Here is a 26,287-nt window from a genome sequence, read left to right on the forward strand (position 1 = left end):
GCTACAAAAGCGATGAAATCAAGCATTAGTAAAACCAGTGGAACTTACCCTGAAACGGATTTCCACTGGTTTTTACGATTTTTATCAGACTAACTTCCACTTCTACTAGCGGTGGAACTTAGTTTGGAAATTTACCATAGGAAAGGTACTTGCTTGCTTCCTTGATACTAAGGTCAGCCATTTCTCCAATATCATTTTTGCATATCTGTTAAAACTCCTCCTGCCCTACCAAATGATGCTGAAAGGCATAGACTGCAGCCTGGGTACGATCGCTGACTTCAAGTTTGGCAAGGATATTGGACACATGGGTCTTGACCGTCTTGAGAGAGATAAAAAGTTCATCAGCGATGCGCTGATTTTCGTAACCCTTGGCAATCAGTTGGAGTACATCTCGCTCACGCGCAGTCAAATCCTCATGTAGTTCTATGTGATTGCGGTGGTATTCGACCTTCTTGCTGACCTCCTGCTCAATGGCCAACTCCCCAGCAGCCACCTTACGGACGGCATGGAGTAGTTCGTCTGCACTAGAAGTCTTGAGCATATAGCCCCGAGCACCAGCATTTAAGACAGGCATGATTTTTTCATTGTCCAAGTAAGAAGTCACAATCAAAATCTTAGCTTCAGGCCATTCTTTGAGGATAGCCAAGGTCGCATCAATTCCATTCATCTCAGGCATGACGATATCCATGACAATAACATCTGGACGCAATTCCAATGCCAAGTCAATGCCTTGAGACCCGTTGGACGCTTCCCCTACAACTTCTACATCGTCTTGGAGATTAAAGTAGCTTTTCAAGCCCAATCGAACCATTTCATGATCATCTACTAGTAAAATTCTCATCTTTACTCCTTTATCATTCCTTATCTAGCAAGGGAATACGAATATCAACTGCTAATCCTTGCTTGGGAGCTGTCAATAACTGAACCGTCCCTGCCATATCTTCAACCCGCTCCTTGATATTGCGGAGTCCATAACTCAGGTCATCTAAACTCCCCAACTGGAAACCAATCCCATTGTCCACCACCTTCAGCTGCAATTCAAAATCCGTCTGATAGAGATAGACATCCAAACAGGAGGCTTGGGCATGGCGGAGGGTATTGCTAATCAATTCTTGCAGAATACGGAAGATATGCTCCTCGATTTTCTTAGGCAATTTCGTCACATTTTGCTTGAAACTAACCTTGAGATCACTCTTGTCCTCAAGCTCTTTTAAGAGGATTTGGATTCCCTCAACCAGACTCTTTTGCTCCAGTTCAACTGGTCGCAAATGCAAGAGCAAAACCCGCAAATCCTTCTGGGCGGTTTCTAAAATAGCTGTGACACTCTGCAACTGAATTTGCATCTTTTCTCTATCCAATTTCAAAGCCTGCTGGCTGACACCTGACAAAATCATGTGGGCCGCAAACAACTCCTGACTGACCGTATCGTGCAAATCCCTAGCAAGCCGCTTCCGTTCCTTCTCGATGATTTCCTCTTCCTGATCAAGACTGTGATTTTCAGCTTTTTGAAGAGCTTCTATCAAAAGGTTAAGTTTACCTGATAAGGACTTGAAACTGGCATCCAAGTCTGGATCTGCAAGCTGAACCACTTCTTGCCCCGCCAATAAACGCTTGAGATTAGCCTGCATTTTTCTGAGAGAAAGCTCTTCGACACCTCGCCAAAACAGGGCCAAGAGACAGGTCATGGACATGCTGAATACCAACAACAAAAAGACAAATTTTTCTGTTTTTTCGACATCGTGCAAGAAAATAGACCAGTCAAAGTCAAGAATTTCCAGCAAGCTGTGGGAGAAAAATAAGACAAACAAGATAGAGGTGAGAGTAATGATTACATAAGCTTGTTTTTTCATCCTCTGACCACCTCCACATCCCCAATCATAGTGGTCAAGAAAATCTTGACACTCTTGTTACTCTTGAGATAGTCTTTAGTTTCTTGATGATAGTGTTCATTACGGAGGGCTCGCTTGGGCTGACTGAAAAAAGTCAAATCCCCATATAGACAATTAACGCTGAGACTGACTTCCACATCTACAGGTACAATAATTTTGGTCGTTCCTACCATCTTTCTGAGAATAATGACATTGTCATGATTGGTTAGGATGACCCTCTCCAGATGAATAGTGTCCTTACCCATGAGGCGAAAGAGATTGATAGCATCAAACTGGCAAGTCTGGTAGCTTGAAAAATGATGGAGATTTCCAAACCAACGATTTTTCTCCTTCTTAACCGTCACCACCTCTTCAAAAACCAAATTTGTCTGCTCTTTTTCCTGATTCATCATCGGATAAAGAAGAAAGAGGCTGTAGATGACCGCAACAAAAATAGCTATAATCACAAAAGGATTAAGCATGACGATGAAAAAGAAGAGAATGCTTGCCACGACTAAAAGAAGGTTATTGCCCTCCTTACCAGTGTAATAGCGAATCAAAAGCAAAAAGAGGAATAGAATCAGCAGAAAACGTGAAAAATGCTCTGATACCATCAAAATCAGAGCTCCTGTCAAAAGACAGGCTTCGATAAATAAAAAGATTTTAAATTTTCTCATAGGTTCATCCTCTCTCTTCTATTTTATCACAATTCAAAAAAGTCGCCTCAGTCTGAGGATGGAAAAAAAGGCGGTGGTTACGCCTTTTTCATCTGATCTTTTGCTTCTTTTAATTTTCCATAAAGAAGATAGTCTACTTTTTGCAGATCTGCTATGGTTGCACAATTAAGGGCACACATGATCAAGCGTAGATCTGCTTTCCAGCCTTGGATAATGCCGATCACTTCTTCAATCGTATAGCTTTCAACCAATTCCAGAACTGTTCGAGACAGTCCCACGGCTTTGGCACCAAAGACCAGGCACTTAATCATATCCAGCGGATTGCGAACGCCTCCACTGACCAAGAGTTGGACCTTGTCTTTCCAGTCTTGGGCATTGATAAGGGCTTGCATAGTGGATTGCCCCCATTGATTGAGGTAATCACGCTGGCCACTGCGACGGTTTTCGATATAGGCAAAGCTGGTACCACCACGACCCGATAGGTCAAAGGTTCGAACGCCCAATTCATAGGCTCTCTCAATGGTCTTGGCATCCATTCCAAAGCCGACTTCCTTTAAAACGATTGGAACGGGGATTTGCTTGCTATAGTCTGCCAGATGCGATTGCCAGCTTCTGAACATTCTTTCTCCCTCAGGCATGAGTAATTCCTGCATGACATTGACATGCACCTGTAGAAGAAGAGGATTCATCTCTTCTACAGTCTGAAGACCGAACTCAACAGGCTTGTCCAATCCAATATTGGTTCCAAGGAGGAGATTTGGATGGCTAGACTTGACAGAAAACGAGGCATCTGTTGGATCCTTGAGGGCTGCACTATATGAACCCGTTACAAACAAAATTCCACAGGTTTCCGCCACCTGAGCCAGCTTTTGATTGATTTCTCTTCCCTTATCGCTTCCACCCGTCATAGCATTGATATAAAAAGGAAAGTCCCACTTTCGACCAGCAAATTCTGTAGACAAATCAATCTCATCCAGATCGTAAAGAGGCAAGGAAGAATGAATCAACTCCACCTCATCAAAGCTATTATAGGAACTTTTCTGCTCAAGAGCATAGCGGATGTGCTCATCCTTACGATTTGTCGTCATGTCCTATCCTTTCTTGGTATAAGAGCTCAATCCCCAGATCGGCCCAACGATTTTTTAAGGTTTCAGTTGATTGTACATCAAAACTCAAGGCAATGCCACAGTCACCACCACCCGCACCGCTACTCTTGGCAACGGCCTGCAAATCTTGACTGGCTTCTTTCAGCTGTCTGAGCGAAGGCGTGTAAATATCTGAGCTCAAGCCTTCTAAGAGATTGCTTGCCACTTCTACTTGCTCGATAACTTTTTCGGCTTTCCCCTGCTCCAAAGAAGCTACCAAAGAAGCTACCGTTTCTTTTGAGGAATTTAAAAAACTCTGATTGATATTTTGCTTGATTTGTTGAACCATGTAACTCGATACAGCCACTTCCTTGGTCCATCCCACTAGAAAATCACATTCTAGGGCTGGTTTCACTTGTGAGATAGAAAAGCCCCAATCACGCTCCAAAACTGTTGCCAAGTTTTCTTCTTCCAACCAAGCAGCCACCTTCTGGCGATCAAAAGACTGGTAGACAACCAAATCCTCTGCCACAATACAGGCAAGGTCCCCCATAGAACCATTGTCTCCTCGTTTGAGCAAGACAGCGCTGGCTAACTTGAATAAGAGTTCCTGATCAACCGCAAGATCATAGAGAGCCAGCAGAGCCTTGACAACCAAGACAACGACGCTACCGCTAGAGCCTAGACCAAACTTTTTCCCTTCTCTTTCCATTTTTCCTCGGATTTCCAAAGAAAAAGGTCGCAAGGTCTGCCCACGATAAACGAGAAAATCTTCCACTAAAGCAATCGTTTCTTGAATCAAACTATAGTCAGGATTTGGCGTTAAATCCACTTCGAAATCAAACATATCCGAATAAATAAGGTAACTATCAGAAAAAGCAATCTCAGCCCTCATATAGATGGGAATAGCCTTTATCAAGGCTAACTGCCCTGACTCTAAAATAGCATACTCACCTGCCCAATAGAGTTTTCCGCAAGTTTTAACAGCAATCATCTTGGCTCAAATCCTTTGTTTTTGACACAATCAAACGATAACGTTGACCGAAGATTTCTGATAAATGCTCCAAGTCTTTCTCCTGACAGAGGACCTTGACATTGGGACCAGCATCCATGGTAAAGTAGCAGGCTTCCCCTTGTTCACGAAGCTGGCGGACAAAGTCCATGGCTTCATAAGTCGCATTGGTCAGATAAGAAAAGGCTGGTGATGCTGTTTTGGTCGTAGCGTGCATAGCCAGGGCATTTTTCTCAGTCAATTCCCCAACTTTGGTAAAATCATTTTCCTTGAGATAAACCAGCATATCCTGATAGTCTTTCTCAGACTGACGCACCCAGTCGTCAAAAGTAGTCGAAGTTTCCACACAAAGTTTCATCCCATCACGGCTAGAGATTGGTTTTTTCTTGTCTTCTAGCACCAACATCATCATAGCTAATTTCAAGTCTGTCTCTACAGGGTAAATTTCTCCACTATCCTTATCCCAAGCACCTAGTGGTCCATAAAAACTCCGAGAGGAAGAACCTGAGGCAAACTTAGCCTCCTGTGCTAACTGACTTCTATCCAATCCAAGCTTGAAATAGGCATTGCAAGCCTTAACCAAGGCGGACAAACCACTAGAACTTGAGGACAGGCCCGCTGCAGTCGGCATGTTGTTTTGAGTATCGATACGGACAAAACCCTCACCTTCTGGACGGTAGCGGTCAATAATCTTGCTCATCTTGGCATGCTCCGCCTCATTCTGGAGCTGACCATTGATATAAAAGGCATCAGCTGTCGCATGGTCTGGCAAAGGTGACAAGGTCGTCTCCGTGTACATATTTTCCAAAGTCAGAGAGATGCTGCTAGTTGCAGGTACCATCTCTTTTTCTTGTTTCTTTCCCCAATATTTGATAATAGCAATATTTGCGTAAGAACGTACTGTTACAGGCTCTCTATCCATGTCTGAACAGCTCCTTTCTCTTCTAATCTTTCTGCTAGTTCTTGTGCGTGTGTTAAATTGTCTGCCAAGGCTATGATACAACCTCCTAGCCCACCACCGCTCATCTTGGCACCTAAAGCACCATGGCTAAGAGCCGTTTCAACCAAAGAGTCTGCCTCAGGGCTACTGACACCAATTTCTTTTAAATGTAAATGCGCTTGACTGAGGATTTGTCCCAGTCCTTCAACATCTTTTTGTGAAATCGCATCTTCTGCCCTCTGGGTCAATTCTCCTAAGGCATGCAAAAACGGTAGGGCATCCTTGCCCTTATTTTGAACCACTTGGATGGCTTCACGAGTATGACCATAAACGCCCGTATCCGCAATCACCAAATAGACGGATAAGTCCATCTCAAGCTCTGTAAATCCTACATTTTTAATAAAGCGAATAGGCTGGTCACTAAGACAGGTCTTGGCATCCAAACCACTAGGATTCATATGGGCAATCATCTCAGACCTATTGACCAAGATTTCTAGTACATCATGAGGCAGATCAGCCTCATAGTAGTCAAAAACCGCACGAATAGCCGCTATGCTGATAGCCGCTGACGAACCCATTCCCCGTTTTTCAGGGATAGCCGAGTCAATCTCACAGCGAATGCAAGCTTCTTTGATCTCCAAATACTCCAGTGAAGCATAAACTGCCATGGACAAGGTATCTTCCTCATAGAGGCGCCAAGGACTCTCTGCAGGAACTACCTTACAAATCACCTCCACCTCCAAAAGAGGCAGAGAAATGGCAGGATAACCGTAAACGACCGCATGCTCTCCTATTAAAATAATCTTACTATGTGCCTGACCGACACCAATTTTTTTTGTCATTTTTTCCTTTTACTAGACGAAAAAACCGTCTCATCTTTTCATACAAGTATTTATTCTCTCCTATCTATTTTATTATATTTTCACAAAAAAAGCGATTGTTTCCATTCACAATCGCCTCTTTCATTATTGAACCCATTCACCATTATAGTTGACGTAGTAGCCATCTACAGTGGTATTCACTGCCAAAGCACCTGAGCTGTAAGCATAGTACCATTTGCCATTGACCTGGAACCAGCCTGTCGTCATATCACCATTTTTATTATCTAAGTAATACCATGTTGATCCATCTTGATACCAACCAGTTGTCATAGCTCCTGATGAACGGAGATAGTACCACTTGTTACCAAGGTATTGCCAACCCGTTTTCATATCACCATTTTTATTATCTAAGTAATACCAAGTTGAACCATCTTGATACCAACCAGTTGCCATGGCACCTGATGAACGGAGGTAGTACCAGTTATTACCTAGATATTGCCAGCCTGTTTTCATATCACCATTTTTATTATCTAAGTAATACCAAGTTGAACCATCTTGATACCAACCTGTTGCCATAGCTCCTGATGAACGGAGATAGTACCATTTATTGCCAAGTTGTTTCCAACCAGTTTGCATGATACCAGTTGTTGGATCTAGATAGTACCATGCTGAACCATCATTTATCCAACCTGTACGTATTTCACCACCAATATAGTCTTCTCCAATAATTTCTGTTTTAGCTAGGTAATACCAGTTAGACTGGTCATAAAGCCAACCTGTCTTTAAAGAATGATCTTGATTAAAGTAATAGTTCGTGTAAAAACTCTTCTCTTCTTTATCTTCCGGATTTGTACGTTTTTCCCCATACTTTCTTCCAACGTTGTCTTTAGTTTTAACCTCTAATGCTTCCCAACCAACAAACTCTTGTAGCACTCCATTTTTGTCAAAGTAGTACCATTCTGGCATTGGGGAACCTTCTAATCTTATACCATTAGGGTAAGGACCAATTGTATATCCTTTAACTGGCATTGGAATGTACTGCCAACCAACAACCATTTCGCCATTATAATCAAAATAATAGGTCTTGCCATCAATCACTCGCCAGTCCGTCTCTTTGATGTCACCCTTCTTGTAGTAGGTTCTACCATTTTCTTGGACAAACTGCCATCCTTCAGAATCATCTGCAAATACTACATTTGTAGCTAGAAAACCAAAGAATATTGCTGCTAATCCAACTTGAATAGTTTTTTTCAAAAGTTTCATGTATATACCCTCCAATATTAAATCCACTCACCAGATGAGGCGAAATTATAAACTTTACCATCGATAGTTTGGCTACCTGTAACCATTGCTCCAGAGGAATTAAGATAATACCAGTTTTCTCCTACTTTTATCCAACCTGTTTTCATGTCTCCATTAGTAGGATCTAGATAGTACCATGTTGAACCATCTTTATACCATCCAGTCTTCATATCACCATTTTTATTATCTAAGTAATACCATCTGCCTCGAACATATTTCCAACCTGTTGCCATCAAACCAGAAGATTCAAGGTAATACCATCTTCCGTTTACTTTTTGCCAATCTGTAAGCATCTTACCTGAAACATCTAGATAATACCAAGTATCATTTATTTTCTGCCAACCTGTAAGCATCTTACCTGAAGCATCTAAATAGTACCAAGTATCATTTATTTTCTGCCAACCTGTTTGTTTCGTACTGTTCTTATAATAATACCAAGTACCACTAATCAATTTCCAACCATCAATAGAATGTCCCTCAAGGATGGAATAGATAAAGGATAGGTTTTGTTCATTTAATTTTACTGCACTATTAACTTGATTATCTTCATCCCCCAAAGTATGCACTCCGACTACACGGTGTCTGGCATCATAAACTGCAGATCCACTTGACCCCTCCAAAGTATCAACTTGATAATCCAAAAAAGTACCATCATCACTTAAAACTTGTTTTTTATCTGTATACATTTGATGAATTTTAAAAGCATATGATGGATAACCAGTAATTGTTACAGGTGTTCCCGCCAAATTTTTCTGACTATTTGGAAGCCCCAGTGTTCCCAATTTTGCGCCAACAGGCTCTTCTAGAATTAATAGAGCCAAGTCATATTTCGATGCATCTCTAGAATTTAAAGTTCTAAATTCTTTCAAATAACGAACTTCCTTAACCTTGATCTTTCCAAATGGTTCCTGATCTGGACTAGCTGCTGGAAGTACATAAATAGCATCCGCTTCTTTTCCATATTTATGACTGTAGAAGTTATGAGCTGCTGTAATTAAAACATTATCTTTAATAAAATTCGCGCTTCCTCTTCCTTCTATATTCCTTCCATTAGATACACCATGGTACTCAGACAAAACCATAGCTGAAGTTGAATACGGATATTGTAGAGTATTATCAATTTTAACCAAATCATCATTACCGATAATTACTTCTGATTGTTTTTGGTAGTATGAACCATAAGTCGGTGAAACATCGGGAAGTGAAAAATTATTAGTTCCTGGACTCTCTTGTAATGTTTCACTTACCTCATACTCCTCGCCTGTACTTGAAATAACAGTCAAAGCAGATACTGTCGGTAGCTGACTAGCTAACAAAGTACTAGCAACAATTGAAATAACCAATTTTTTATAAAAGGTTTCTTTCATTATTTTATCCTCCTAAAAAACTTATAACACATTTATTCGTTCCTGTCAATACAAAAAAAACATCCCTTTCTCCATTTGAAAAAAGCAGTTACAAAACTGCAACTGCTTTTCTATTCTTGCATGGTGTAACCGACACCACGAACGGTTTTAATGTAGCTTTTCTGACCTTTTACATCAAGCTTGCTACGTAGATAACGGATATAGACATCCACGATATTGGTCTCTGTCGCACTTTCATACTTCCAGACACTTTCCAACAACTGCTCACGAGTCAGAACTTTCTTGCTTCCCATAAGAGTAGCCAAAAGGTCATACTCACGACGCGTCAGAGCAATCATCTCCTCGCCACGATAAACGGTATGATGTTCTACATCCATACGCAGATTGCGGTAAGACGTTGGAACCTTCATCTGACTACAGTGTTGATCGATAAAGTCCCGACCTCGGAAAATCGCTGAAATACGAGCCACCAGATTCTCAATAATAACTGGCTTATAGATGTAAGAAACGGCAAAGCGTTGGATTGTCTCAATCTGATCTTGCAATTCTTCACGATGATCCAAGACCATGATGACTGAGGCTGGCTTAGTCCGACTCAGCTTATCTGCAAAATCCTGGGCTGTCATATCCCCCAGATGAGCATTCAATAAAATCAAGTCATAGTCTGTTTGAAGAGCCATGGAGAGGGCTTTTTGCCCCTCCTCAACCTGATCAACTCGGTATTGCTCTTTTTGGAGTTCCAAACTTAAAAAATGAGCTAGATTTCGTTCTTTCTCAAGTAATAAAATCCGTTTCCCCATGGCAGACCTACTTATTTTTCGTCATACCAAGAGTAGTGGAATGTTCCTTCTTTGTCTTTACGTTGGTAAGTGTGGGCACCAAAGTAGTCACGTTGCGCTTGGATCAAGTTAGCTGGAAGGTCAGCTGAACGGTAGCTATCAAAGTAAGTAATAGCTGCTGAGAAAGTTGGCACTGGCACACCAGCTTGAACAGCAAGAGCTACGATATCACGCACTGCTTGTTGGTACTTAGCAGTAACATCCAAGAAGTATTCATCCAAAAGAAGGTTGGCAAGATCTGCATCACGGTTGTAAGCATCTGTAATCTTTTGCAAGAAACGAGAACGGATGATACAGCCATCACGCCAGATAGATGCGATGTCTGCAAATGGCAAGTTCCAGTTGTTTTCTTTAGAAGCTACACGCAATTGAGCAAAACCTTGTGCGTATGAAATGATTTTTGAGAAGTAAAGGGCTTGACGAATCTTTTCAATCAACTCAGCCTTGTCTCCCTCAAATTTGAAGGCAGCTGGTTTTGGAAGAACCTTGCTAGCATGCACACGTTCTTCTTTGTAAGTAGAGATGTAACGTGCAAATACTGACTCAGTAATCAGTGACAATGGCACACCAAGGTCAAGTGATGATTGGCTAGTCCATTTACCAGTTCCCTTGTTACCTGCAGCATCAAGAATGTAGTCTACGATTGGTCCATCTTGACCTTCATCGTCTTTACGGCTCAAAATATCAGCTGTGATTTCAATCAAGTAGCTGTCCAATTCACCCTTGTTCCACTCAGTAAAGATTTCAGCCATATCTTCTGCAGAAAGACCTAGCAAGTGTTGCATCAAGTCATAGCTTTCTGCAATCAATTGCATATCCCCATACTCGATACCGTTGTGAACCATTTTCACATAGTGACCAGCTCCATCAGGACCGATGTAAGTCACACATGGCTTGCCATCTTCTGGTGCTTTAGCTGAGATTTCTTCAAGAACATCCGCAACTAATTCGTAGGCTTCTTTTTGTCCACCAGGCATGATAGAAGGACCTTCTAGGGCACCTTTTTCACCACCAGAAACCCCAGTACCGATAAAGTTGATACCTGAGTTTGCCAATTCTTCATTACGACGGATTGTATCTTTGTAGAAAGTATTTCCGCCGTCAATCAAGATATCACCTTTGTCAAGGTGTGGAAGAAGGGCTTGGATAGTAGCATCTGTACCAGGTCCAGCTTGAACCATCAGCATGATACGACGAGGTTTTTCGATTGAGTTTACAAAACTTTCAACGTCATAGCTTGGTACAAAGTTCTTTTCAGGATGGCAAGCAATCACATCTTCCGTTTTTTCTTTACTACGGTTGTAGATAGCAACTGTGTAACCACGAGATTCAATATTAAGGGCAAGGTTACGACCCATTACGGCCATACCTACGACACCAAAGTTAGCTTTTGTCATTTGACACTCCTCTTGTTTGATTTGTTTTATTTTATCATTTTTACTTTTGAAAAGAAAGAATTTTGTAACGACTACTTAGTAGTCCAAGTCATCCGCATGTCCAGAACCATTTCCAACAAAGTATCCTGTCTTACAGTTAAGGGTAAAGAGATAGGTTCCATCTGGCTTATAGAGGTTGTAATAACCATTACCATTAACGATATTGACACGTTCAAGGATGTATTGGTTGCCAGTGATATAACCACGTGAACGTGAAGTCGCTAGAATTTGTTCTAAGACACCATCAGCGAAATCCCAGGCAGAGTTGTTACTATCATCAATAGCTGATTGGTTGTAAGAAACACGACTGGCACTTCTTTGAACAGCAACTCCTGCACTTGATACACCCATATTGACTTCACCACGAGAACTTCTAGTCTCATTTGAAGTCGCATTTGAACTACTTGAGCCTGTCTCACTAGTAGTATTTGAGCTGGCTTGACTTGAGTTTGAACTGCTATTTTGACTTGAACTTGAAGCACTTGTTTGCTGGCTCTTTCCTAGACTGATAGCCTTATCTAGCACTTTATCAAGCTCCGTATTGCCAGTTTTAATATCTGTAAATTTAGCATCAGATTTGGCTTTGGCATTGGTATCCAGAACACCATCAACAATAGCTGGTTTCTCAAATTGAGCATTTACATCTTGAATAGCCTTGATTTGCGTTGCTAGGTTATCATACTTAGATTTGGCAAGAGTATGTTCACGACTACCTTCCAGCTTATCAAGCAGGGTCTTCAGTTGGCTCAGTTTATCAAACTGGCTATTTTTCAAAGCCGTTTTATTGCTATCTGTATAGAAGGCATCATATAAAGTATTAAATTCTTCCACTTCTGCCTGTGAGTTTGTGGTTGATTGAGAAGTCTGAATTTCCTTAGTCGAACGAGCCACTTGACGATAGACATAATAAGCAGTTCCAAGGATAAGAACCGATACGGCTGCTAGAATCCCATAAACCAACCATTTCTTCTTGCTTTTACCATCTTCACTATCCGTAACTCGAGAAAATGTTGGAACTTCTTCCTCTCCAAATAATTGTACTTCTTCTGTCTCAACTTCTTCGACAAGCGGAGCTTCTGGTTCGCGTGTGAATTCTACATCATCAAACTGACTCAATTCATCTTCAGGAGCTGGAGAAGTTACTCCTGTTTCCTCACGAAGCTCTTGAAGTAAATTATCCAGAGTCTGAGTCTCCCCTACCTCTTCTTTTTCAACTAATTCATCTTTGCTAAACTGACGCGTTTCAAACTTATCTGCCTCAATTTCATCTTTATGTTGCTTCACATACTTGTCTAAGATAGAATCTCCAGGCAATACACCTGCTTCCACCTCTTCATTTTTTCGCATAGCTTGTCCAACCGTTAGCTCTTTGGCATCATCAAAATCAAATTGCGGTTCTTGATCTTCATTTTTATGACGATTCCGTCTTTCCTTAGTCATGAGTTTACCTTTCTACTTTACTTCTTGGCGTTTGACACGCTGCCCAAAATATTGATACAGATCCACTTTCAAGGTTCCGTTGTATAACTTACGCTTCTTGTCTGCTTGACTACCGTACTTGGTCTCAAAGGATTCATCACTAGTTAGGATAAACTTGCTCCAAGTTTTCAACGGTGCAAATACTTGCCCCATTTCAGCATAAAGCTTGGCAACCCCTGCATCATCTGACAAACGTTCTCCATAAGGCGGATTAGAGATGATCACTCCATTGATTTTATCGGAACGCAAATCCTGCACGCGCATCTGCTTAAAGGTAATATCTCCTGCAACCCCTGCCAGCTGGGCATTTGCCTTAGCAATTTCCACCATACGTGCATCGATATCACAGCCCATGATATCCAGTTCCAGTTCACGATCCACTTTCTTAGCTGCTTCTGTACGCACTTCTTGAATCAGTCGATCGCTGATCCAGTTCCATTCCTCAAAGGCAAAGGAGCGACGAAGACCAGGAGCCATCTTTCTAGCAATCATAACTGCCTCGATACAGAAGGTTCCTGAACCACAGGTCGGATCAATCAAAGGCTTGTCTGGATACCAATTAGAAAGTTGCAAAATGGCTGCCGCCATGTTTTCCTTGATCGGAGCCCCACCTTTTTCCGTACGATAGCCACGTTTAAAAAGGCTAGACCCTGTCGTATCAATCATGACAGTTGCCGCATCTTTGAGAATAGAGACCTCAATTTTAAACTCTGGCCCATTCTCCATCAGAGGAACACCTTCTGGACGGGCATAGTGTTTCTGCAACTTCTTAACAACAGCCTTCTTTGAAATAGCCTGTACACTGGGCTCATTGTGAAGTTTAGATTTAACACATTTGGCTTTTGAAATCGGGAATCGAGCTCCAAGTGGTAAATAATTTTCCCAATCTAGGGCAAATACTCCCTGAAACAGCTCCTCAAAAGTCTTAGCAGGAAATGTTCCTACAATAATCTTGATACGGTCTGCTGCCCGAAGCCAGAGGTTAGTTTCGATGATAGCTCTTGCATCTCCTTGAAAACAAACACGACCGTTTTCAACCTGACAATCATAGCCCAACTCTCTCACTTCTCGTCCCACAACAGCTTCAAGACCCGCTGCAACAGTAGCGATTAAATTAAATTCTTTTTTCATTTTCAGTCTTATAAGACCTTTCTATATGTCCACTTTAAAAAATGAGGTTGAGAAAGTTTTCTCAGCCCCAACCTATATGCAATTTTCTATAAGCCATGTTTTGTTCCAGAAGTGACTAGGACCACTTCCTTCGATAATCATCTGTCTACCACTAACAGCATAGAGCTGATAGCAGTCAGAGTACTACGTTCGTTTCCGTGCACTCCATGCCCCGACCAAAATTTGGGTTGCTAGCTTGAGGGGTTTACCGCGTTCCACTCTCTCCGTTTCCAGAAAGACTTCGTCACTGTGGCACTTTCAAGCCTACTCTGACCTATCCAAAGACTTAGCCATTTCAACTGCCGTAACGATTTCTCGTCCCTAGGCTTATGGTTTCGCCTAGCACAAACACTACAGGCATCACAGCCTGTGCTAGCATGGACTTTCCTCATGAAAAGAAATTCTCTTCATGCGATTATCCAAAAATTGCATTTTTCAAATAAGCTCTTATAAATCAGAGTTATCCAAAATTTGTTTACCAAATACTTCTTTTTCGAGACGATTCAAGCGTTTCAAAATATCAAAATTCGTCATAGAACTTGTAGTCGCCACTTCAATAGGCTCTGATTGAACTGGTGAGGATTTCGGTTTACGAGCTAATTCTTCTTTCAACTCAGCAATTTCTTGGCGGAGAGACTTGACTAGGGCAGCATAAGTTTCATAGTCCTTGATGACATCGTCCAAAAATTCATCAACTTCAACCTTACTATACCCACGAACTTCACGTCCAAACTCTTGCTCAAAAATATCTTTTGCTGAAAAAATAATACCTGCCATCTCTCTCTCCATTCTCAATTTCTAATAGTATTATTATATAAAAAAAGGCAAACAAAAATCAAGGTCAAAGGCTTACTTTTCAGAAAAATTTTCTACCAGCTCATTTAAGTCTTCAAAGGTTAGCCTTTTTATACGATAGCCTTCCTGATTTGTCATCAGCTTGTCCATAAATTTTAATTTGGTCTCATTTTCTGGGTCATAGAAAAAATAGGCTAAATCAGTATTTTCCAGTAAAAATCGTTGGTAATCACGTAGTTGCCCCTTGTTTTCATACTTGGGATAGGCATATTTAACAAAATCTACTTGCTTGAATTGGCTAAGTTTAAGCTGATTCGCTTCATTCCAATTTTCCCCGTGCGTTTCAAAATCAAAAATAGTCGCTAGGCTGAAATCATACTCATCTTTCATTTCATTTGCGACATCAAGAACCCAGGATTCAAATCCCAAGCTCCCAGTAAAGACCAGCCATTTAAGCCCCTCTTCTGCTAAGTTTTCTAAATCCCTTCGAATCGCTTTCTTTATAACTTTTAATCTGATATCCTTTTCGTTAAACAAACCCAAGTCGAAGTTAGAATAGCCCATAATTAAAGCTGTAGTCATTTTTGCACCTTTCTTTATACTTTTATGGTATAATAGAGTGATGTTATTGTACCAATAAGGAGAAATATGGTCAACTATCCTCATAAAATTTCATCAAAAAAAAGCCAAACATCTATTTCTCAACCAAAAAATTTCGCAAATCGAGGAATGACTTTTGAAAAGATGATTAACGCTACTAACGACTATTATCTAATGCATGGCATGGCCGTTATCCATAAAAAGCCAACGCCTGTTCAGATTGTTCGAGTAGATTATCCTCAACGGAGTCGAGCCAAAATTGTAGAAGCCTATTTTAGACAAGCTTCCACAACGGATTACTCTGGCGTGTATAGAGGACATTACATTGACTTTGAAGCCAAGGAAACACGACAAAAGAATGCTATCCCAATGAAGAACTTTCATCTTCACCAGATTCAACATATGGAACAAGTTCTAGAACAGCAGGGTATTTGCTTCGTACTGCTTCATTTTTCTTCTCAACAAGAAACTTATTTGTTGCCGGCACTTGATTTGATTCGCTTTTATCATCAAGATAAGGGTCAAAAATCAATGCCACTTGGATATATTCGGGAAAACGGATATTTAGTGAAGCCAGGTGCTCTCCCTCAAATTCCCTATCTCGATATTATCAAAGAACATTTACTAGGTGGTAAAACAAGATGAACAAACAAACTATCCTGCGAATAGCTAAGTATGTAAGTATCGGCTTCTTAACTATAGTCATCGCAGCTATTGTCCTAGGCGGAGGGCTTTTTCTCTACTATGTTAGCAAAGCTCCAGCCTTATCTGAAAGTAAATTGGTTACGACAACTTCCAGCAAGATTTATGACAATAAGAACGAACTGATTGCTGACCTTGGATCTGAACGTCGCGTAAATGCTCAAGCCAATGAAATTCCCACTGATTTGGTTAAAGCTATCGTCTCAATCGAAGATCACCGCTTCTTTGATCATAGAGGTGTTGATACTATTCGTATCATGGGAGCTGCATTGAGAAACCTCCAAGGACAGGGGGGACTCCAAGGGGCTTCAACCTTGACCCAGCAATTGATTAAATTAACTTACTTTTCTACTTCAACTGCTGACCAAACCTTGTCACGTAAAGCTCAAGAAGCTTGGCTAGCCATTCAATTAGAACAAAAAGCAACCAAGCAAGAAATCCTGACCTACTACATCAACAAAGTCTACATGTCTAACGGTAACTATGGAATGCAAACCGCAGCCGAAAATTACTATGGAAAAGACTTGAAGGATTTAAGCCTGCCACAGTTAGCACTCCTAGCTGGAATGCCTCAGGCACCAAACCAATACGATCCATATTCCCACCCAGAAGCTGCTCTAGAGCGTCGTAACTTGGTACTTTCAGAAATGAAGGAACAGAAATATATCAGTGCAGAACAGTATGAAAAAGCAATTAATACTCCTATCACTAACGGTCTTCAAAGCTTGAAGTCAGCCAATAGTTACCCAGCCTATATGGACAACTACCTCAAAGAAGTAATCGACCAAGTCGAACAAGAAACGGGCTACAACCTTCTTACCACAGGTATGGAAGTCTATACTAATGTCGACAAAAATGTTCAACATAGACTTTGGGATGTTTATAATACAGATGAGTACGTTGCTTATCCAGATGATGAACTTCAAGTAGCATCCACTATAGTGGATGTAACAAATGGTAAAGTCATTGCTCAATTAGGTGCTCGTCACCAATCAAGTAATGTATCTTTCGGCATCAACCAAGCTGTTGAAACCAACCGTGACTGGGGTTCTACTATGAAACCAATTACTGACTATGCTCCCGCGTTAGAGTATGGAGTTTATGACTCTACTGCAACTATTGTACATGACGTTCCTTATAATTATCCTGGTACTGATATTCCCGTCTACAACTGGGACCATGGCTACTTTGGAAATATTACAATTCAGTATGCACTTCAACAGTCACGTAATGTCACAGCGGTTGAAACTCTTAATAAGGTTGGTTTAGACAGAGCAAAAACCTTCCTCAATGGATTAGGTATTGACTATCCAAGCATACACTATGCCAATGCCATTTCAAGTAATACACCTGAATCCAACAAAAAATATGGTGCAAGTAGTGAAAAAATGGCTGCTGCTTATGCCGCCTTTGCTAATGGTGGTATTTATCACAAACCAATGTATATCAATAAAATCGTCTTTAGTGATGGTAGTGAAAAAGAATTTTCTGATGCTGGTACACGAGCTATGAAAGAAACCACTGCCTATATGATGACCGAAATGATGAAAACAGTCTTGGTCTACGGAACAGGACGTGGAGCCTACCTACCATGGCTTCCACAAGCAGGTAAGACAGGTACTTCTAACTATACTGACAACGAAATTGAAAAGTATATCAAGAACACTGGCTACGTAGCTCCAGATGAAATGTTTGTAGGTTATACTCGCAAGTATTCTATGGCTGTATGGACTGGTTACTCAAATCGTTTAACTCCAATCATTGGAGATGGTTTCCTAGTTGCAGCTAAGGTTTATCGCTCAATGATAAGCTATCTATCAGAAGATGACCACCCTGGAGATTGGACAATGCCAGAGGGCTTATATAGAAGTGGAGAATTTGTCTTCCAAAATGGAGCAAGAAATAGTTGGAATACTCCAGCAACACAACAAACGCAAACAGTAGAGAATTCCTCTACAACAACTGAAAGTTCTACTACACAGACAAGTACGACAGTTGGTCAACAACCCAATAATGCTCCAGCAACTAATCCTAATCAAGGACAAGCTGGGCAGAGTGTCCAACCAGTACAACCAACACCACAAAATCCACAAGTTCAACAGCAACCACAACAGTAAGATGAAGAAAATCCTGAGAGTAGAAACTCAGGATTTTTTCTACAAAAATTAGCTTCATTATCTCTGAAAGTGAAGATAGCCATCAATTCATTTTCGAGAAACCAAAAGAAGTTAGCCAAAACTAACTTCTTATTTGATCTATTTCACATGTTTTGCAAGTTCTTCTTGCGCTTTTTTATTGGATTCTGCTTTTTCTTTCATCCATTTTTCTTGCGCTTTTTGGTATTCATCTGCAGTGACTGCCTTGTCTTGAATTTCAAGGTATTTATACAAGAGTGGCTCACTTGTACCTTTATTTCCTGACAATGCAAATGGTATTGTAAATGGTACCATCTTAGACAAGATTGGACGCCCTGTACGAGATGTAGTTGGAATAATCAAGGCACTGTCTGTCAACCAAGCTTGGGCTGCAGCGTATTTATCATATCGTTTAGCAACATCTGTAGCCTCATCACCAGCTTCAGTAACCAATTTTTCGTAGTCATATAGACCTACTTTTTTAGCGGCTACATTATCTTTCCCTGAGTCAAACCCTAAATATGTTTTAGTACTTTCTCCTACAGAAGGTTTGATAATATCAAGGTAGGTTGATGGATCGGCAAAGTCTGGACCCCAACCGACATTATCTGATAAATCCCAGTCCTCGCCAGCAGCATTTTCAGCAAAATATGTAATATTATTTACTTCGTCTTTTTGCAATTGTTGGATATCAATAATGACATTATCAGTTCCTAAAGTTGCTTCCAAGGATTGTTTCATAGATTGGACACGTTGAACTTTTGTAGTTGCTGTCTGGTCAACTGGCATATCCAAATGAATTGGGAAAGTCACGCCTTCTGCTTGTAAAGCTGATTTAGCTTTGGCAAATTCAGCCTTGGCTTTTTCTGGATTGTAGAGACCATCTTGGGCATCAGCAAGGTTCACATCCTTCCATTCATTACCATAAGTCACCAATTTTTCTTTGACCATATCGCCAAAGTTTTTCCCATCTGCTTGAACAAATGTTGGTGGAACAAAAATATTACGTAAGATTTTGCTTGCTCCAGTTTGTCCATTCAGCTGAGAAGCATAAGCTGTACGGTCAAAGCCAAAGGCAATAGCCTGACGGAAATCCTTGTTCAATAATGCTTTTTTAGTAGAAGTCTTTTGTTCTTCGCTAGTCTTGGATGTGTATTTATAAGATTGACGATCAATATTTGTTCCCACTAGATACGTAGTAGAGTCTTGTTGCGTATAGACAATATTGTCCTTCATCTCTTTCTCAAGTTCTGCGAAACTTGCACTTGTTGGATAGAGACGAGCTGCTGTAAGGCTACCATCTTTAAAGTTTTCTGCAGGTTTACTAGTATCTTGACCATCCCAGAATGACAATTTAACTTTGTCAATATGTACATTGTCTTTATCCCAGTAGTTAGGATTTTTCGCAAATTCGACAGAGGATTTGGTCACAATAGATTTCAACAAATAAGGGCCATTATACAATAGGCTACCTGGATCCGTAGCTTTAGCAAAATCATCCCCTTTTGAATTCAAAAACTCTTCATTGACTGGCGCAAGTACACCCATAGTTGTTTTAGAATTCCAAAAACTTTCAGGTTTGTTCAAGGTGTATTGGACTGTTTGATCGTCAAGCGCTTTAATCCCGACTTGAGCAAAGTCTGTGATTTCACCTTTTGCATATGCATCCAGACCTTTGATTGAATCCTGTACCAAGTAAAGGGCTTCTGCTTTCTTATCTGTTGCATATTTAAGACCCGTAACAAAGTCCTGAGCCTTAACAGGAGCATACTCTTCTCCCTCAGATGTATACCACTTGGCATCCTGACGAATCTTATAAGTATAGGTCAAGCCATCCTTAGAAACTGACCAGTCCTCTGCCATTGAGGGAATAAGGTTCCCATATTTATCATTTTCAAGCAATCCATCAATCACATTACTAGTAATGTCAGCAGTCGCTGCCTTACCAGTTGTCAAATAGTTGAGATTATCTGGGTGTGTCTCGTAGGTAAATGCAAAGGTCTGCTCACCTTTAGCGCCTGAGCCCCCTGAACAAGCAGCTAAGACACCTGCTGCTAATAAAGTTACTCCCGCAAGAGCCAATACTTTTCTTGTTTTCATAGTACTCTCCTTTGTTTTTCTATTCATTATAGACCCTTTTTCAAACCTTGTCAACAGAATTTTCAGAATTTTTGAAAATTATTTTTTAAACAATTTATTTAAAAAATATGAATAATATCAAAAATCCCTCAACTACATTACATAGTCAAGGAATTATTGATCATATTTGTAAATAGCATCTGAGAAACAGTTTTAATTCTTTAATCTAACTCATTTCTTACACACTGTAACGCTGCTCCAATTACTTGGTGCATATCGTAATAACGATAGTGTCCTAAACGACCACCAAAGATAACATTCCCTTGCTCATCAGCCAATTTTTTATACGATTTATACAAATGATTATTACGATCATTATTAACTGGATAATACGGTTCATCACCTTTTTCCCATGTTTTAGAATGTTCTTTAGTAATGATTGTCTTTGCTTGATTTCCAAACTCAAAATGTTTGTGTTCAATAATGCGAGTATATGGAGTTTCAGCATCAGTATAGTTGACAACTGCATTTCCTTGGTAATTCTCCATATCTAAGGTCTCGCTTTCAAAACGAAGACTACGGTACTCTAGTTCACCTAACTTATAGTCAAAGAATTCATCAATCATACCAGTAAAGACAATCTTAGGGTAGTCCTTCATATATTGTTCTTTATTCTCAAAGAAGTCAACATTTGTTTCTACATCAATGTTTTCATGATCCAACATTTTTTCAACTATTTGAGTGTATCCACCAATTGGAATTCCTTGATAGGTATCATTAAAATAGTTATTATCATAGGTCAGGCGTACTGGCAAACGGCGAATGATAAAGGCTGGAAGTTCCGTAGTTGGTTTGCCCCACTGTTTCTCAGTATAATCTTTAATTAATTTTTCGTAGATGTCTGTACCTACAAGAGAAATCGCCTGTTCTTCCAAATTTTCAGGAGTTTTGCCATTTAAAACAGCACGTTGCTCATCAATCTTAGCTTGTGCTTCTGCTGGCGTTACAACTCCCCAGAGTTTATTGAAGGTATTCATATTAAAAGGAAGGTTATAAATCTCTCCCTTATAATTTGCAACAGGAGAATTTGTATAGCGGTTAAACTCTGCAAACTGATTTACATAATCCCAAATCTCCTTGTCAGAAGTATGGAAAATATGGGCACCATACTGATGAACTTGAATTCCTTCCTCTTCACGGGTATAAATATTTCCCGCGATATGATTTCGTTTTTCAATGACTTTTACTTTTTTTCCTTTTAAGGCTGCTTCATGGGCAAAGACTGCACCAAAAAGACCAGCACCAACGATAAGATAATCATACATACGATACTCCTTCAATTCAAAACATACTAAATTTCAATCAAGTTATTCCTAAAATAAAATAATACTAAGTAAAAACCAGCTAGCAAACTAAAGTGATCTCTACAGTCAGCTCAAAAAATACTTTGAACTTCTATACAAAACTAATAAAGTTAATAATAGACTTACAATGACAAGACAATATTTACATAGTTTTTAATAGATTTTCAAACAATATCAGCAAACCTAGAAATACTAATCAATTCTAGCATAAAGCAATGATTTTTTCAGCTACCAATATAATGAATAAGTCAAATCAAAAAGACAAGCATCAAAAAATGATGATTGTCTTCATAGAATAATTTTCTTTTCGGAAAAACTAGTTTATCTTATTTAACATGATTTTCTGCTTCTTTTTGGGCTTTTTCGATTGCTTTTTTGCTTTCTTGCTCCCATTTTGCCTTAGCTTCTTCATACTGTTTGGTTGTAACAGTATCTTTTTGCAGCTTCATGTACTTGTAGTTATAACCATCCCCCTTGATACCGACTAATGAGTATCCTCTTGTAAATGGTGTCACTTTTGTCACAGAAGCAGTTCCACCTCCTGACATAGCAGACATAATAAGAGAGTTATCAATCATCCAAGCCTGCGCTTCAGCATATTTCTCGTAACGTTTAGCTACATCTTTATTTTCGCTATCTGCATCTTTAAGCATCTTAGTATAGGTATCAAGACCCAAGCTAGTAATCTTCGCTTTATCTTCCTGAGCATCTAGACCAAAAATCTTGAGGTAGAATCCATCCTCTGCATTGAAAGGATTGAGATAAGTTGATGGATCTTGGTAGTCACCTACCCAACCATCAAAGCTCAAATCGTAGTCTCGATCAGCTGGTGTTGGTGCTAAGAAGGCTACGTTATTAAAATCGTCTGTTGAAAGTTGCTGAACATCAATGACAATATTATCAGCACCCAAAACTGATTCAAGAGTCTGTTTTACAGAGTTCATACCTGTCACAGCATTCTTATTCGTCTGATCAACTGCCACATCCAAGTGAATAGGGAAGGTCACACCTTGACTTGCCAATTCTTTTTTAGCATCCGCAAATTTTGCTTGGGCTTTTTCTTTATTAAAATAGGCATCTTGAGCATCTGCTAGGTTCATATCTGCCCACTCTGTGCCATAGTTGACCAATTTAGAAGCGACTACTTCTCCAAAGGTCTTGTCTCCAACTTGGACAAATGTAGGAGGCACTAGGGTGTTACGAAGGGTCTTGCTAGCTGCTTCTTCCCCATTTGACTGAGCAGAGTAGGCTGCACGATTCAAGGCAAAGTTTACTGCTTGACGGAAGTTTTTGTTCAAGACAGCTGTCTCAGTTGACTTCTTCTGCTCATCTGTCGTTTTAGCCGTATGGTTGTAGACCTTACGATTGACATTGAAATTGAAATACCAAGAAGTCTTGTCCTGCAAACTATAGACGATATTATCCTTATATTTCTCCTTGGTCTTAGCAAAGTTAGAACTATTTGGATAAACCCCAGCGATTGAATAGGCTCCACTTTCAAAGTTACGGATGATCAATTCTTGGTCTGAGCCATCAAAATAAGCCAATTTCACGTGTTCAATCGATACTTTGTCATGATCATAGTAATGCGGATTTTTCACATACTCGATCGATGATTTTGATGTAAAATCTTTTAACAAATACGGTCCACTGTAGAGAATGCTATTTGGAGATAGAGTCCCAAAATCTTTCCCTTTTGAATTTAGAAACTCTTCATTTACTGGGAAAAGAATACTGTTCGTTGTTTTTGAGTTCCAGTACGGTTCTGGGCGTGTCAAAGTATACTCAATAGTCTGGTCATCAATAGCCTTCACCCCAACCTTAGAAAAGTCAGAATCCGCTCCTGTAATATAATCATTCAAGCCCTTGATCGAATTTTGAATCAAGTCAATGGCCTGTGATTTATTATCCACTGCGTACTTGATACCTGTCACAAAATCCTGTGCCTTGACTGGGGCGTACTCTTCACCGTCAGCTGTGAACCATTTGGCATCTTTTCTCAATTTGTAGGTATAAGTTAGACCGTCGCTCGAAACAGACCAGTCTTCTGCCAAAGATGGAACTAGATTCCCATAATTGTCATTTTCAAGCAAACCATCAACTAGGTTAGTAATAATAGCTGTATTATCAGCGTAGTAGTCTAATAAATAGTTAAATGTAGTTGGATTTCCACTAAAGGTTGATGAGTAAGTTTTTGTATCTGAACCTGATTGACCGCAAGCAGCTAAAAGCAAAGCAGTCGCAAAAGTCAATCCTGTACCAAGGACACGCTTTTTTGTATTCATCTTCTTTCTCCTTTATGTTAGTTTTTATAACATAAGCTTATTTTACCAAATTAGTGAGGGTTTGTAAAGTTAATTGAATTTCTAGAATGGAAGTTTATAAACTCTAGGCATTAAAAAACAAAGGATTTCTGTCTTTCATACAGTCCTCCCTTGTTTTTATGCGATTTAGTAATTAAAAATTATTTGTAAAAACAAGCCTAGACTCATTTTACGTGTTTTTCTAAATCCTTTTGATACTGAGCATTCGATTCTAGTTTTTCCTTTTGCCACTTTTTGAGAGCCGCCTCATACTCTTTCGTTGTGACAATATCATTTTGAAGTTCCATTCCTTTAAAAATAAATGGATCTCCTTTGATACCAACTTGTGAATAAGCTTTAGTAAATGGTACAGCACGACTTACCATAGGAGAACCTCCTGAAGACGCCACTGGAATAAGGAGAGAACTATCCGTTACCCAAGCTTGAGCCTTAGCATATTTCTCATAACGTTTGTCAAGATTAGTGGTCTCAGAGGCAGCTTCATCCAAGAGCTTCTTGTATTCATCCAAGCCAACTTTCGCCATAACTTCAGGATCCTTGCCCTTTGTTATACCTAGATGTTTCAAGGCAGAACCCTTCTTAGCATCTAAAATATTGAGATAGGTTGCTGGATCTTGGTAATCTGGTCCCCAACCTGTTCCGTTCAAATCATAGTCTTTTTGGGTTGGAACTTTCGCTTGAGAAGTGATACTTTCCTTCTCATTGTCTGTCATTTGAAGAACATCTACAATGACATTCTCCGTTCCAAGCGTTTCTTCAATTGATTGTTTTAGCGAATTGGTTTGTTGAACCGCAACTACATCTGTCTGTTCTACTGGTACATCCAAATGAATCGGGAAACTTACTCCCTTAGCTTGCAATTCTGACTTCGCTTTTTCAAATGCAGATTTAGCCTTTGTAGGATTGTAAATTGTATCCTTACCATCTGTGAGAGTCACATCTTTCCACTGTTCTCCATATTTCAGTAGTTCATCCTGAGCCAACTGTCCGAAGGTCTTACCTGCTACTTGAACATAATTATCTGGCACTAGACTATTACGAATAATCTTATCCGCACCTTCTTCACCGTTTAATTGGGCCGTATAGGCGTGGCGATTGAAGGCAAAATTAATTGCTTGACGAAAATTTTTATTCAGCATGGCTTCTTTTGTAGAAAGCTTTTGTCCTTCATCTGTCTTGGCTGTTTTATTATATGATTGACGATTTACGTTAAAAGTAAAGTAATAACTAGTTGCTTCCTGAGGGCTATAAATAATCTGATCTCCATATTTCTCTTTGGTAGAAGCAAAACTTGAACTATTTGGGAAAAGTCTCGCTGTATTGTATGCTCCTGTAGCGAAACTACGGATAAGGGATTCTTGGTCTGATCCGTCATAGAATGTTAATTTTACATTATCAATCTTGACATTTTCCTTATCCCAATAGTTAGGATTTTTTTCATATTCAATCACAGATTTAGAAATCAAAGATTTCAAAAAATATGGACCATTGTAAAGAATACTTGATGGAGTTGGTGCTCCGTAATCCTTGCCTGTTGCATTCAAAAACTCTTCATTTACAGGAAGCATGGTTGCTGTTGTTACTTTCGAGTTCCAAAAACTTTCTGGTTTATTAAGGGTATATTCTACCGTATAATCATCAAGAGCTTTAACACCTACAGTTGAAAAATCATTGGTCTCACCACTAACATAAGCCTCCAAACCTTTGATTGATTTTTCAATCAAAGAAAGACCATCTGACTTAGCATCTGCTGCATGTTTCAGACCTGTAACAAAATCCTGCGCCTTAACTTCTGCATACTCCTCTCCTTCAGAAGTATACCACTTCACCCCCTTACGAAGTTTGTACGTATAGGTCAAACCATCAGCTGAAACAGTCCAATCCTCTGCTAAAGACGGAACAAGATTCCCATATTTATCATTCTCTAAAAGACCATCAACAACATTACCAATCACGTCAGAGGTCGAACTTTTACTCGTAATGCTATAATCCAAGGAAGACGGATCTACTGCATAAACATAAGAAAAGCTCCTCGGGGCATCTGCTTTCTTATCACTTTTCCCACAAGCTACCAAAAGAAGGGCTGCACTCAAGGTTACTCCCGCTCCTAAGAGCCACTTTTTCGATTTCATAGGCAATCTCCTTTAATAATATGTTATTTCCACCATTATACTCTATTTTATTCTAAATGCAAGAGCTTTCGACAGATTTTTTAGAAAATTCTAACAAATGTTTTTAAAAGAGTTTTCTAAAAAATTTTTAGCAAAAAACCTCAAACTCTATAAGCTTGAG

General features: G+C 39.8%; 21 protein-coding genes, 1 other RNA gene and 1 pseudogene. 2 read left to right on the forward strand and 21 right to left on the reverse strand.

Annotated elements, in window-relative coordinates; translation table 11 throughout:
- Positions 1 to 208 precede the first annotated feature (208 nt).
- From GEZ84_RS06475 to GEZ84_RS06550, 17 genes and pseudogenes are all read right to left on the reverse strand, one after another.
- Complete coding sequence (locus tag GEZ84_RS06475; RefSeq protein WP_153223931.1) at positions 209 to 841, reverse strand: response regulator; 633 nt, start codon at positions 839 to 841, stop codon at positions 209 to 211.
- A gap of 13 nt (positions 842 to 854) precedes the next feature.
- Entirely contained in the window at positions 855 to 1,850 is a 996-nt protein-coding gene (locus tag GEZ84_RS06480) for a sensor histidine kinase (protein ID WP_153223932.1), read from the reverse strand.
- Positions 1,847 to 2,545 carry a cell wall-active antibiotics response protein LiaF gene (liaF, locus tag GEZ84_RS06485; protein ID WP_153223933.1) on the reverse strand — a complete coding sequence of 233 codons (699 nt, stop codon included), beginning with the start codon at positions 2,543 to 2,545 and terminating at the stop codon, positions 1,847 to 1,849. Before liaF ends, GEZ84_RS06480 begins: the two co-directional genes overlap by 4 nt.
- A gap of 77 nt (positions 2,546 to 2,622) precedes the next feature.
- Positions 2,623 to 3,633 (reverse strand): type 2 isopentenyl-diphosphate Delta-isomerase, encoded by a 1,011-nt coding sequence (gene fni / locus GEZ84_RS06490; RefSeq protein ID WP_153223934.1) that lies wholly within the window; start codon positions 3,631 to 3,633, stop codon positions 2,623 to 2,625.
- Positions 3,617 to 4,624, reverse strand: a complete 1,008-nt coding sequence (locus GEZ84_RS06495; RefSeq protein WP_153223935.1) for a phosphomevalonate kinase — start codon at positions 4,622 to 4,624, stop codon at positions 3,617 to 3,619. The genes fni and GEZ84_RS06495 overlap by 17 nt, the downstream gene beginning before the upstream one ends.
- Positions 4,611 to 5,564 carry a diphosphomevalonate decarboxylase gene (gene mvaD, locus GEZ84_RS06500; protein ID WP_153223936.1) on the reverse strand — a complete coding sequence of 318 codons (954 nt, stop codon included), beginning with the start codon at positions 5,562 to 5,564 and terminating at the stop codon, positions 4,611 to 4,613. The genes GEZ84_RS06495 and mvaD overlap by 14 nt, the downstream gene beginning before the upstream one ends.
- Positions 5,546 to 6,424, reverse strand: a complete 879-nt coding sequence (gene mvk / locus GEZ84_RS06505; protein WP_153223937.1) for a mevalonate kinase — start codon at positions 6,422 to 6,424, stop codon at positions 5,546 to 5,548. Before mvk ends, mvaD begins: the two co-directional genes overlap by 19 nt.
- A 123-nt stretch (positions 6,425 to 6,547) precedes the next feature.
- Complete coding sequence (locus GEZ84_RS06510; protein WP_153223938.1) at positions 6,548 to 7,666, reverse strand: N-acetylmuramoyl-L-alanine amidase family protein; 1,119 nt, start codon at positions 7,664 to 7,666, stop codon at positions 6,548 to 6,550.
- A gap of 17 nt (positions 7,667 to 7,683) precedes the next feature.
- The gene (locus GEZ84_RS11125; RefSeq protein ID WP_413777003.1) at positions 7,684 to 8,271 is read right to left on the reverse strand and encodes a hypothetical protein; all 588 of its coding nucleotides are present in this window, start codon (positions 8,269 to 8,271) and stop codon (positions 7,684 to 7,686) included.
- Positions 8,248 to 9,072 (reverse strand): annotated as a pseudogene (locus GEZ84_RS11130) (trypsin-like serine peptidase); the annotation flags it as partial. The gene GEZ84_RS11125 and the pseudogene GEZ84_RS11130, both read right to left, overlap by 24 nt.
- A gap of 110 nt (positions 9,073 to 9,182) precedes the next feature.
- A complete protein-coding gene (locus GEZ84_RS06520) occupies positions 9,183 to 9,872 on the reverse strand; it encodes a response regulator transcription factor (RefSeq protein ID WP_000518028.1) in 690 nt (229 codons plus the stop codon).
- Between the two features lie 11 nt (positions 9,873 to 9,883).
- Positions 9,884 to 11,308 (reverse strand): NADP-dependent phosphogluconate dehydrogenase, encoded by a 1,425-nt coding sequence (gene gndA, locus GEZ84_RS06525; RefSeq protein ID WP_000158778.1) that lies wholly within the window; start codon positions 11,306 to 11,308, stop codon positions 9,884 to 9,886.
- A 75-nt stretch (positions 11,309 to 11,383) separates the two neighbouring features.
- Complete coding sequence (gene mapZ, locus GEZ84_RS06530; RefSeq protein ID WP_153223940.1) at positions 11,384 to 12,787, reverse strand: cell division site-positioning protein MapZ; 1,404 nt, start codon at positions 12,785 to 12,787, stop codon at positions 11,384 to 11,386.
- Positions 12,788 to 12,799: 12 nt separating this feature from the next.
- Positions 12,800 to 13,957, reverse strand: a complete 1,158-nt coding sequence (locus tag GEZ84_RS06535) for a THUMP domain-containing class I SAM-dependent RNA methyltransferase (protein ID WP_153223941.1) — start codon at positions 13,955 to 13,957, stop codon at positions 12,800 to 12,802.
- Positions 13,958 to 14,041: 84 nt separating this feature from the next.
- Positions 14,042 to 14,423: RNase P RNA component class B (rnpB, locus tag GEZ84_RS06540), an RNA gene on the reverse strand.
- Positions 14,424 to 14,443: 20 nt separating this feature from the next.
- Entirely contained in the window at positions 14,444 to 14,773 is a 330-nt protein-coding gene (gpsB, locus tag GEZ84_RS06545; protein WP_000907308.1) for a cell division regulator GpsB, read from the reverse strand.
- Positions 14,774 to 14,845: 72 nt separating this feature from the next.
- A complete protein-coding gene (locus tag GEZ84_RS06550; protein WP_153223942.1) occupies positions 14,846 to 15,373 on the reverse strand; it encodes a DUF1273 domain-containing protein in 528 nt (175 codons plus the stop codon).
- A gap of 66 nt (positions 15,374 to 15,439) precedes the next feature.
- On the opposite strand from GEZ84_RS06550, the gene recU reads away from it, so the two are divergent.
- Positions 15,440 to 16,036, forward strand: coding sequence for a Holliday junction resolvase RecU (recU, locus tag GEZ84_RS06555; RefSeq protein WP_153223943.1), 597 nt, complete (start codon positions 15,440 to 15,442; stop codon positions 16,034 to 16,036).
- Positions 16,033 to 18,210, forward strand: a complete 2,178-nt coding sequence (gene pbp1a / locus GEZ84_RS06560) for a penicillin-binding protein PBP1A (protein WP_153223944.1) — start codon at positions 16,033 to 16,035, stop codon at positions 18,208 to 18,210. The genes recU and pbp1a overlap by 4 nt, the downstream gene beginning before the upstream one ends.
- 138 nt (positions 18,211 to 18,348) lie before the next feature.
- On the opposite strand, the gene GEZ84_RS06565 is transcribed toward pbp1a, so the two are convergent.
- The 4 genes from GEZ84_RS06565 to GEZ84_RS06580 form a co-directional block, all read right to left on the reverse strand.
- Entirely contained in the window at positions 18,349 to 20,328 is a 1,980-nt protein-coding gene (locus tag GEZ84_RS06565; RefSeq protein ID WP_153223945.1) for a peptide ABC transporter substrate-binding protein, read from the reverse strand.
- A gap of 200 nt (positions 20,329 to 20,528) precedes the next feature.
- Positions 20,529 to 21,632 (reverse strand): UDP-galactopyranose mutase, encoded by a 1,104-nt coding sequence (gene glf / locus GEZ84_RS06570; RefSeq protein WP_153223946.1) that lies wholly within the window; start codon positions 21,630 to 21,632, stop codon positions 20,529 to 20,531.
- Between the two features lie 365 nt (positions 21,633 to 21,997).
- Complete coding sequence (locus GEZ84_RS06575) at positions 21,998 to 23,956, reverse strand: peptide ABC transporter substrate-binding protein (RefSeq protein WP_153223947.1); 1,959 nt, start codon at positions 23,954 to 23,956, stop codon at positions 21,998 to 22,000.
- A gap of 203 nt (positions 23,957 to 24,159) precedes the next feature.
- Positions 24,160 to 26,127 (reverse strand): peptide ABC transporter substrate-binding protein, encoded by a 1,968-nt coding sequence (locus GEZ84_RS06580; RefSeq protein WP_153223948.1) that lies wholly within the window; start codon positions 26,125 to 26,127, stop codon positions 24,160 to 24,162.
- Between the last annotated feature and the right edge of the window lie 160 nt (positions 26,128 to 26,287).

This window comes from Streptococcus mitis (assembly GCF_009496155.1).
GTDB lineage: Bacteria > Bacillota > Bacilli > Lactobacillales > Streptococcaceae > Streptococcus > Streptococcus mitis_BQ.

Coding starts and splice junctions, on each gene's coding strand:
- GEZ84_RS06580 (WP_153223948.1), bottom strand. CDS start 26,127: ATGAAATCGAAAAAGTGGCTCTTAGGAGCGGGAGTAACCTTGAGTGCA.
- GEZ84_RS06565 (WP_153223945.1), bottom strand. CDS start 20,328: ATGAAAACAAGAAAAGTATTGGCTCTTGCGGGAGTAACTTTATTAGCA.
- GEZ84_RS06520 (WP_000518028.1), bottom strand. CDS start 9,872: ATGGGGAAACGGATTTTATTACTTGAGAAAGAACGAAATCTAGCTCAT.
- fni (WP_153223934.1), bottom strand. CDS start 3,633: ATGACGACAAATCGTAAGGATGAGCACATCCGCTATGCTCTTGAGCAG.
- GEZ84_RS06535 (WP_153223941.1), bottom strand. CDS start 13,957: ATGAAAAAAGAATTTAATTTAATCGCTACTGTTGCAGCGGGTCTTGAA.
- GEZ84_RS06575 (WP_153223947.1), bottom strand. CDS start 23,956: ATGAATACAAAAAAGCGTGTCCTTGGTACAGGATTGACTTTTGCGACT.
- gpsB (WP_000907308.1), bottom strand. CDS start 14,773: ATGGCAGGTATTATTTTTTCAGCAAAAGATATTTTTGAGCAAGAGTTT.
- mvaD (WP_153223936.1), bottom strand. CDS start 5,564: ATGGATAGAGAGCCTGTAACAGTACGTTCTTACGCAAATATTGCTATT.
- GEZ84_RS06510 (WP_153223938.1), bottom strand. CDS start 7,666: ATGAAACTTTTGAAAAAAACTATTCAAGTTGGATTAGCAGCAATATTC.
- gndA (WP_000158778.1), bottom strand. CDS start 11,308: ATGACAAAAGCTAACTTTGGTGTCGTAGGTATGGCCGTAATGGGTCGT.
- GEZ84_RS06550 (WP_153223942.1), bottom strand. CDS start 15,373: ATGACTACAGCTTTAATTATGGGCTATTCTAACTTCGACTTGGGTTTG.
- GEZ84_RS06475 (WP_153223931.1), bottom strand. CDS start 841: ATGAGAATTTTACTAGTAGATGATCATGAAATGGTTCGATTGGGCTTG.
- GEZ84_RS06495 (WP_153223935.1), bottom strand. CDS start 4,624: ATGATTGCTGTTAAAACTTGCGGAAAACTCTATTGGGCAGGTGAGTAT.
- mapZ (WP_153223940.1), bottom strand. CDS start 12,787: ATGACTAAGGAAAGACGGAATCGTCATAAAAATGAAGATCAAGAACCG.
- pbp1a (WP_153223944.1), top strand. CDS start 16,033: ATGAACAAACAAACTATCCTGCGAATAGCTAAGTATGTAAGTATCGGC.
- glf (WP_153223946.1), bottom strand. CDS start 21,632: ATGTATGATTATCTTATCGTTGGTGCTGGTCTTTTTGGTGCAGTCTTT.
- recU (WP_153223943.1), top strand. CDS start 15,440: ATGGTCAACTATCCTCATAAAATTTCATCAAAAAAAAGCCAAACATCT.
- GEZ84_RS06480 (WP_153223932.1), bottom strand. CDS start 1,850: ATGAAAAAACAAGCTTATGTAATCATTACTCTCACCTCTATCTTGTTT.
- liaF (WP_153223933.1), bottom strand. CDS start 2,545: ATGAGAAAATTTAAAATCTTTTTATTTATCGAAGCCTGTCTTTTGACA.
- mvk (WP_153223937.1), bottom strand. CDS start 6,424: ATGACAAAAAAAATTGGTGTCGGTCAGGCACATAGTAAGATTATTTTA.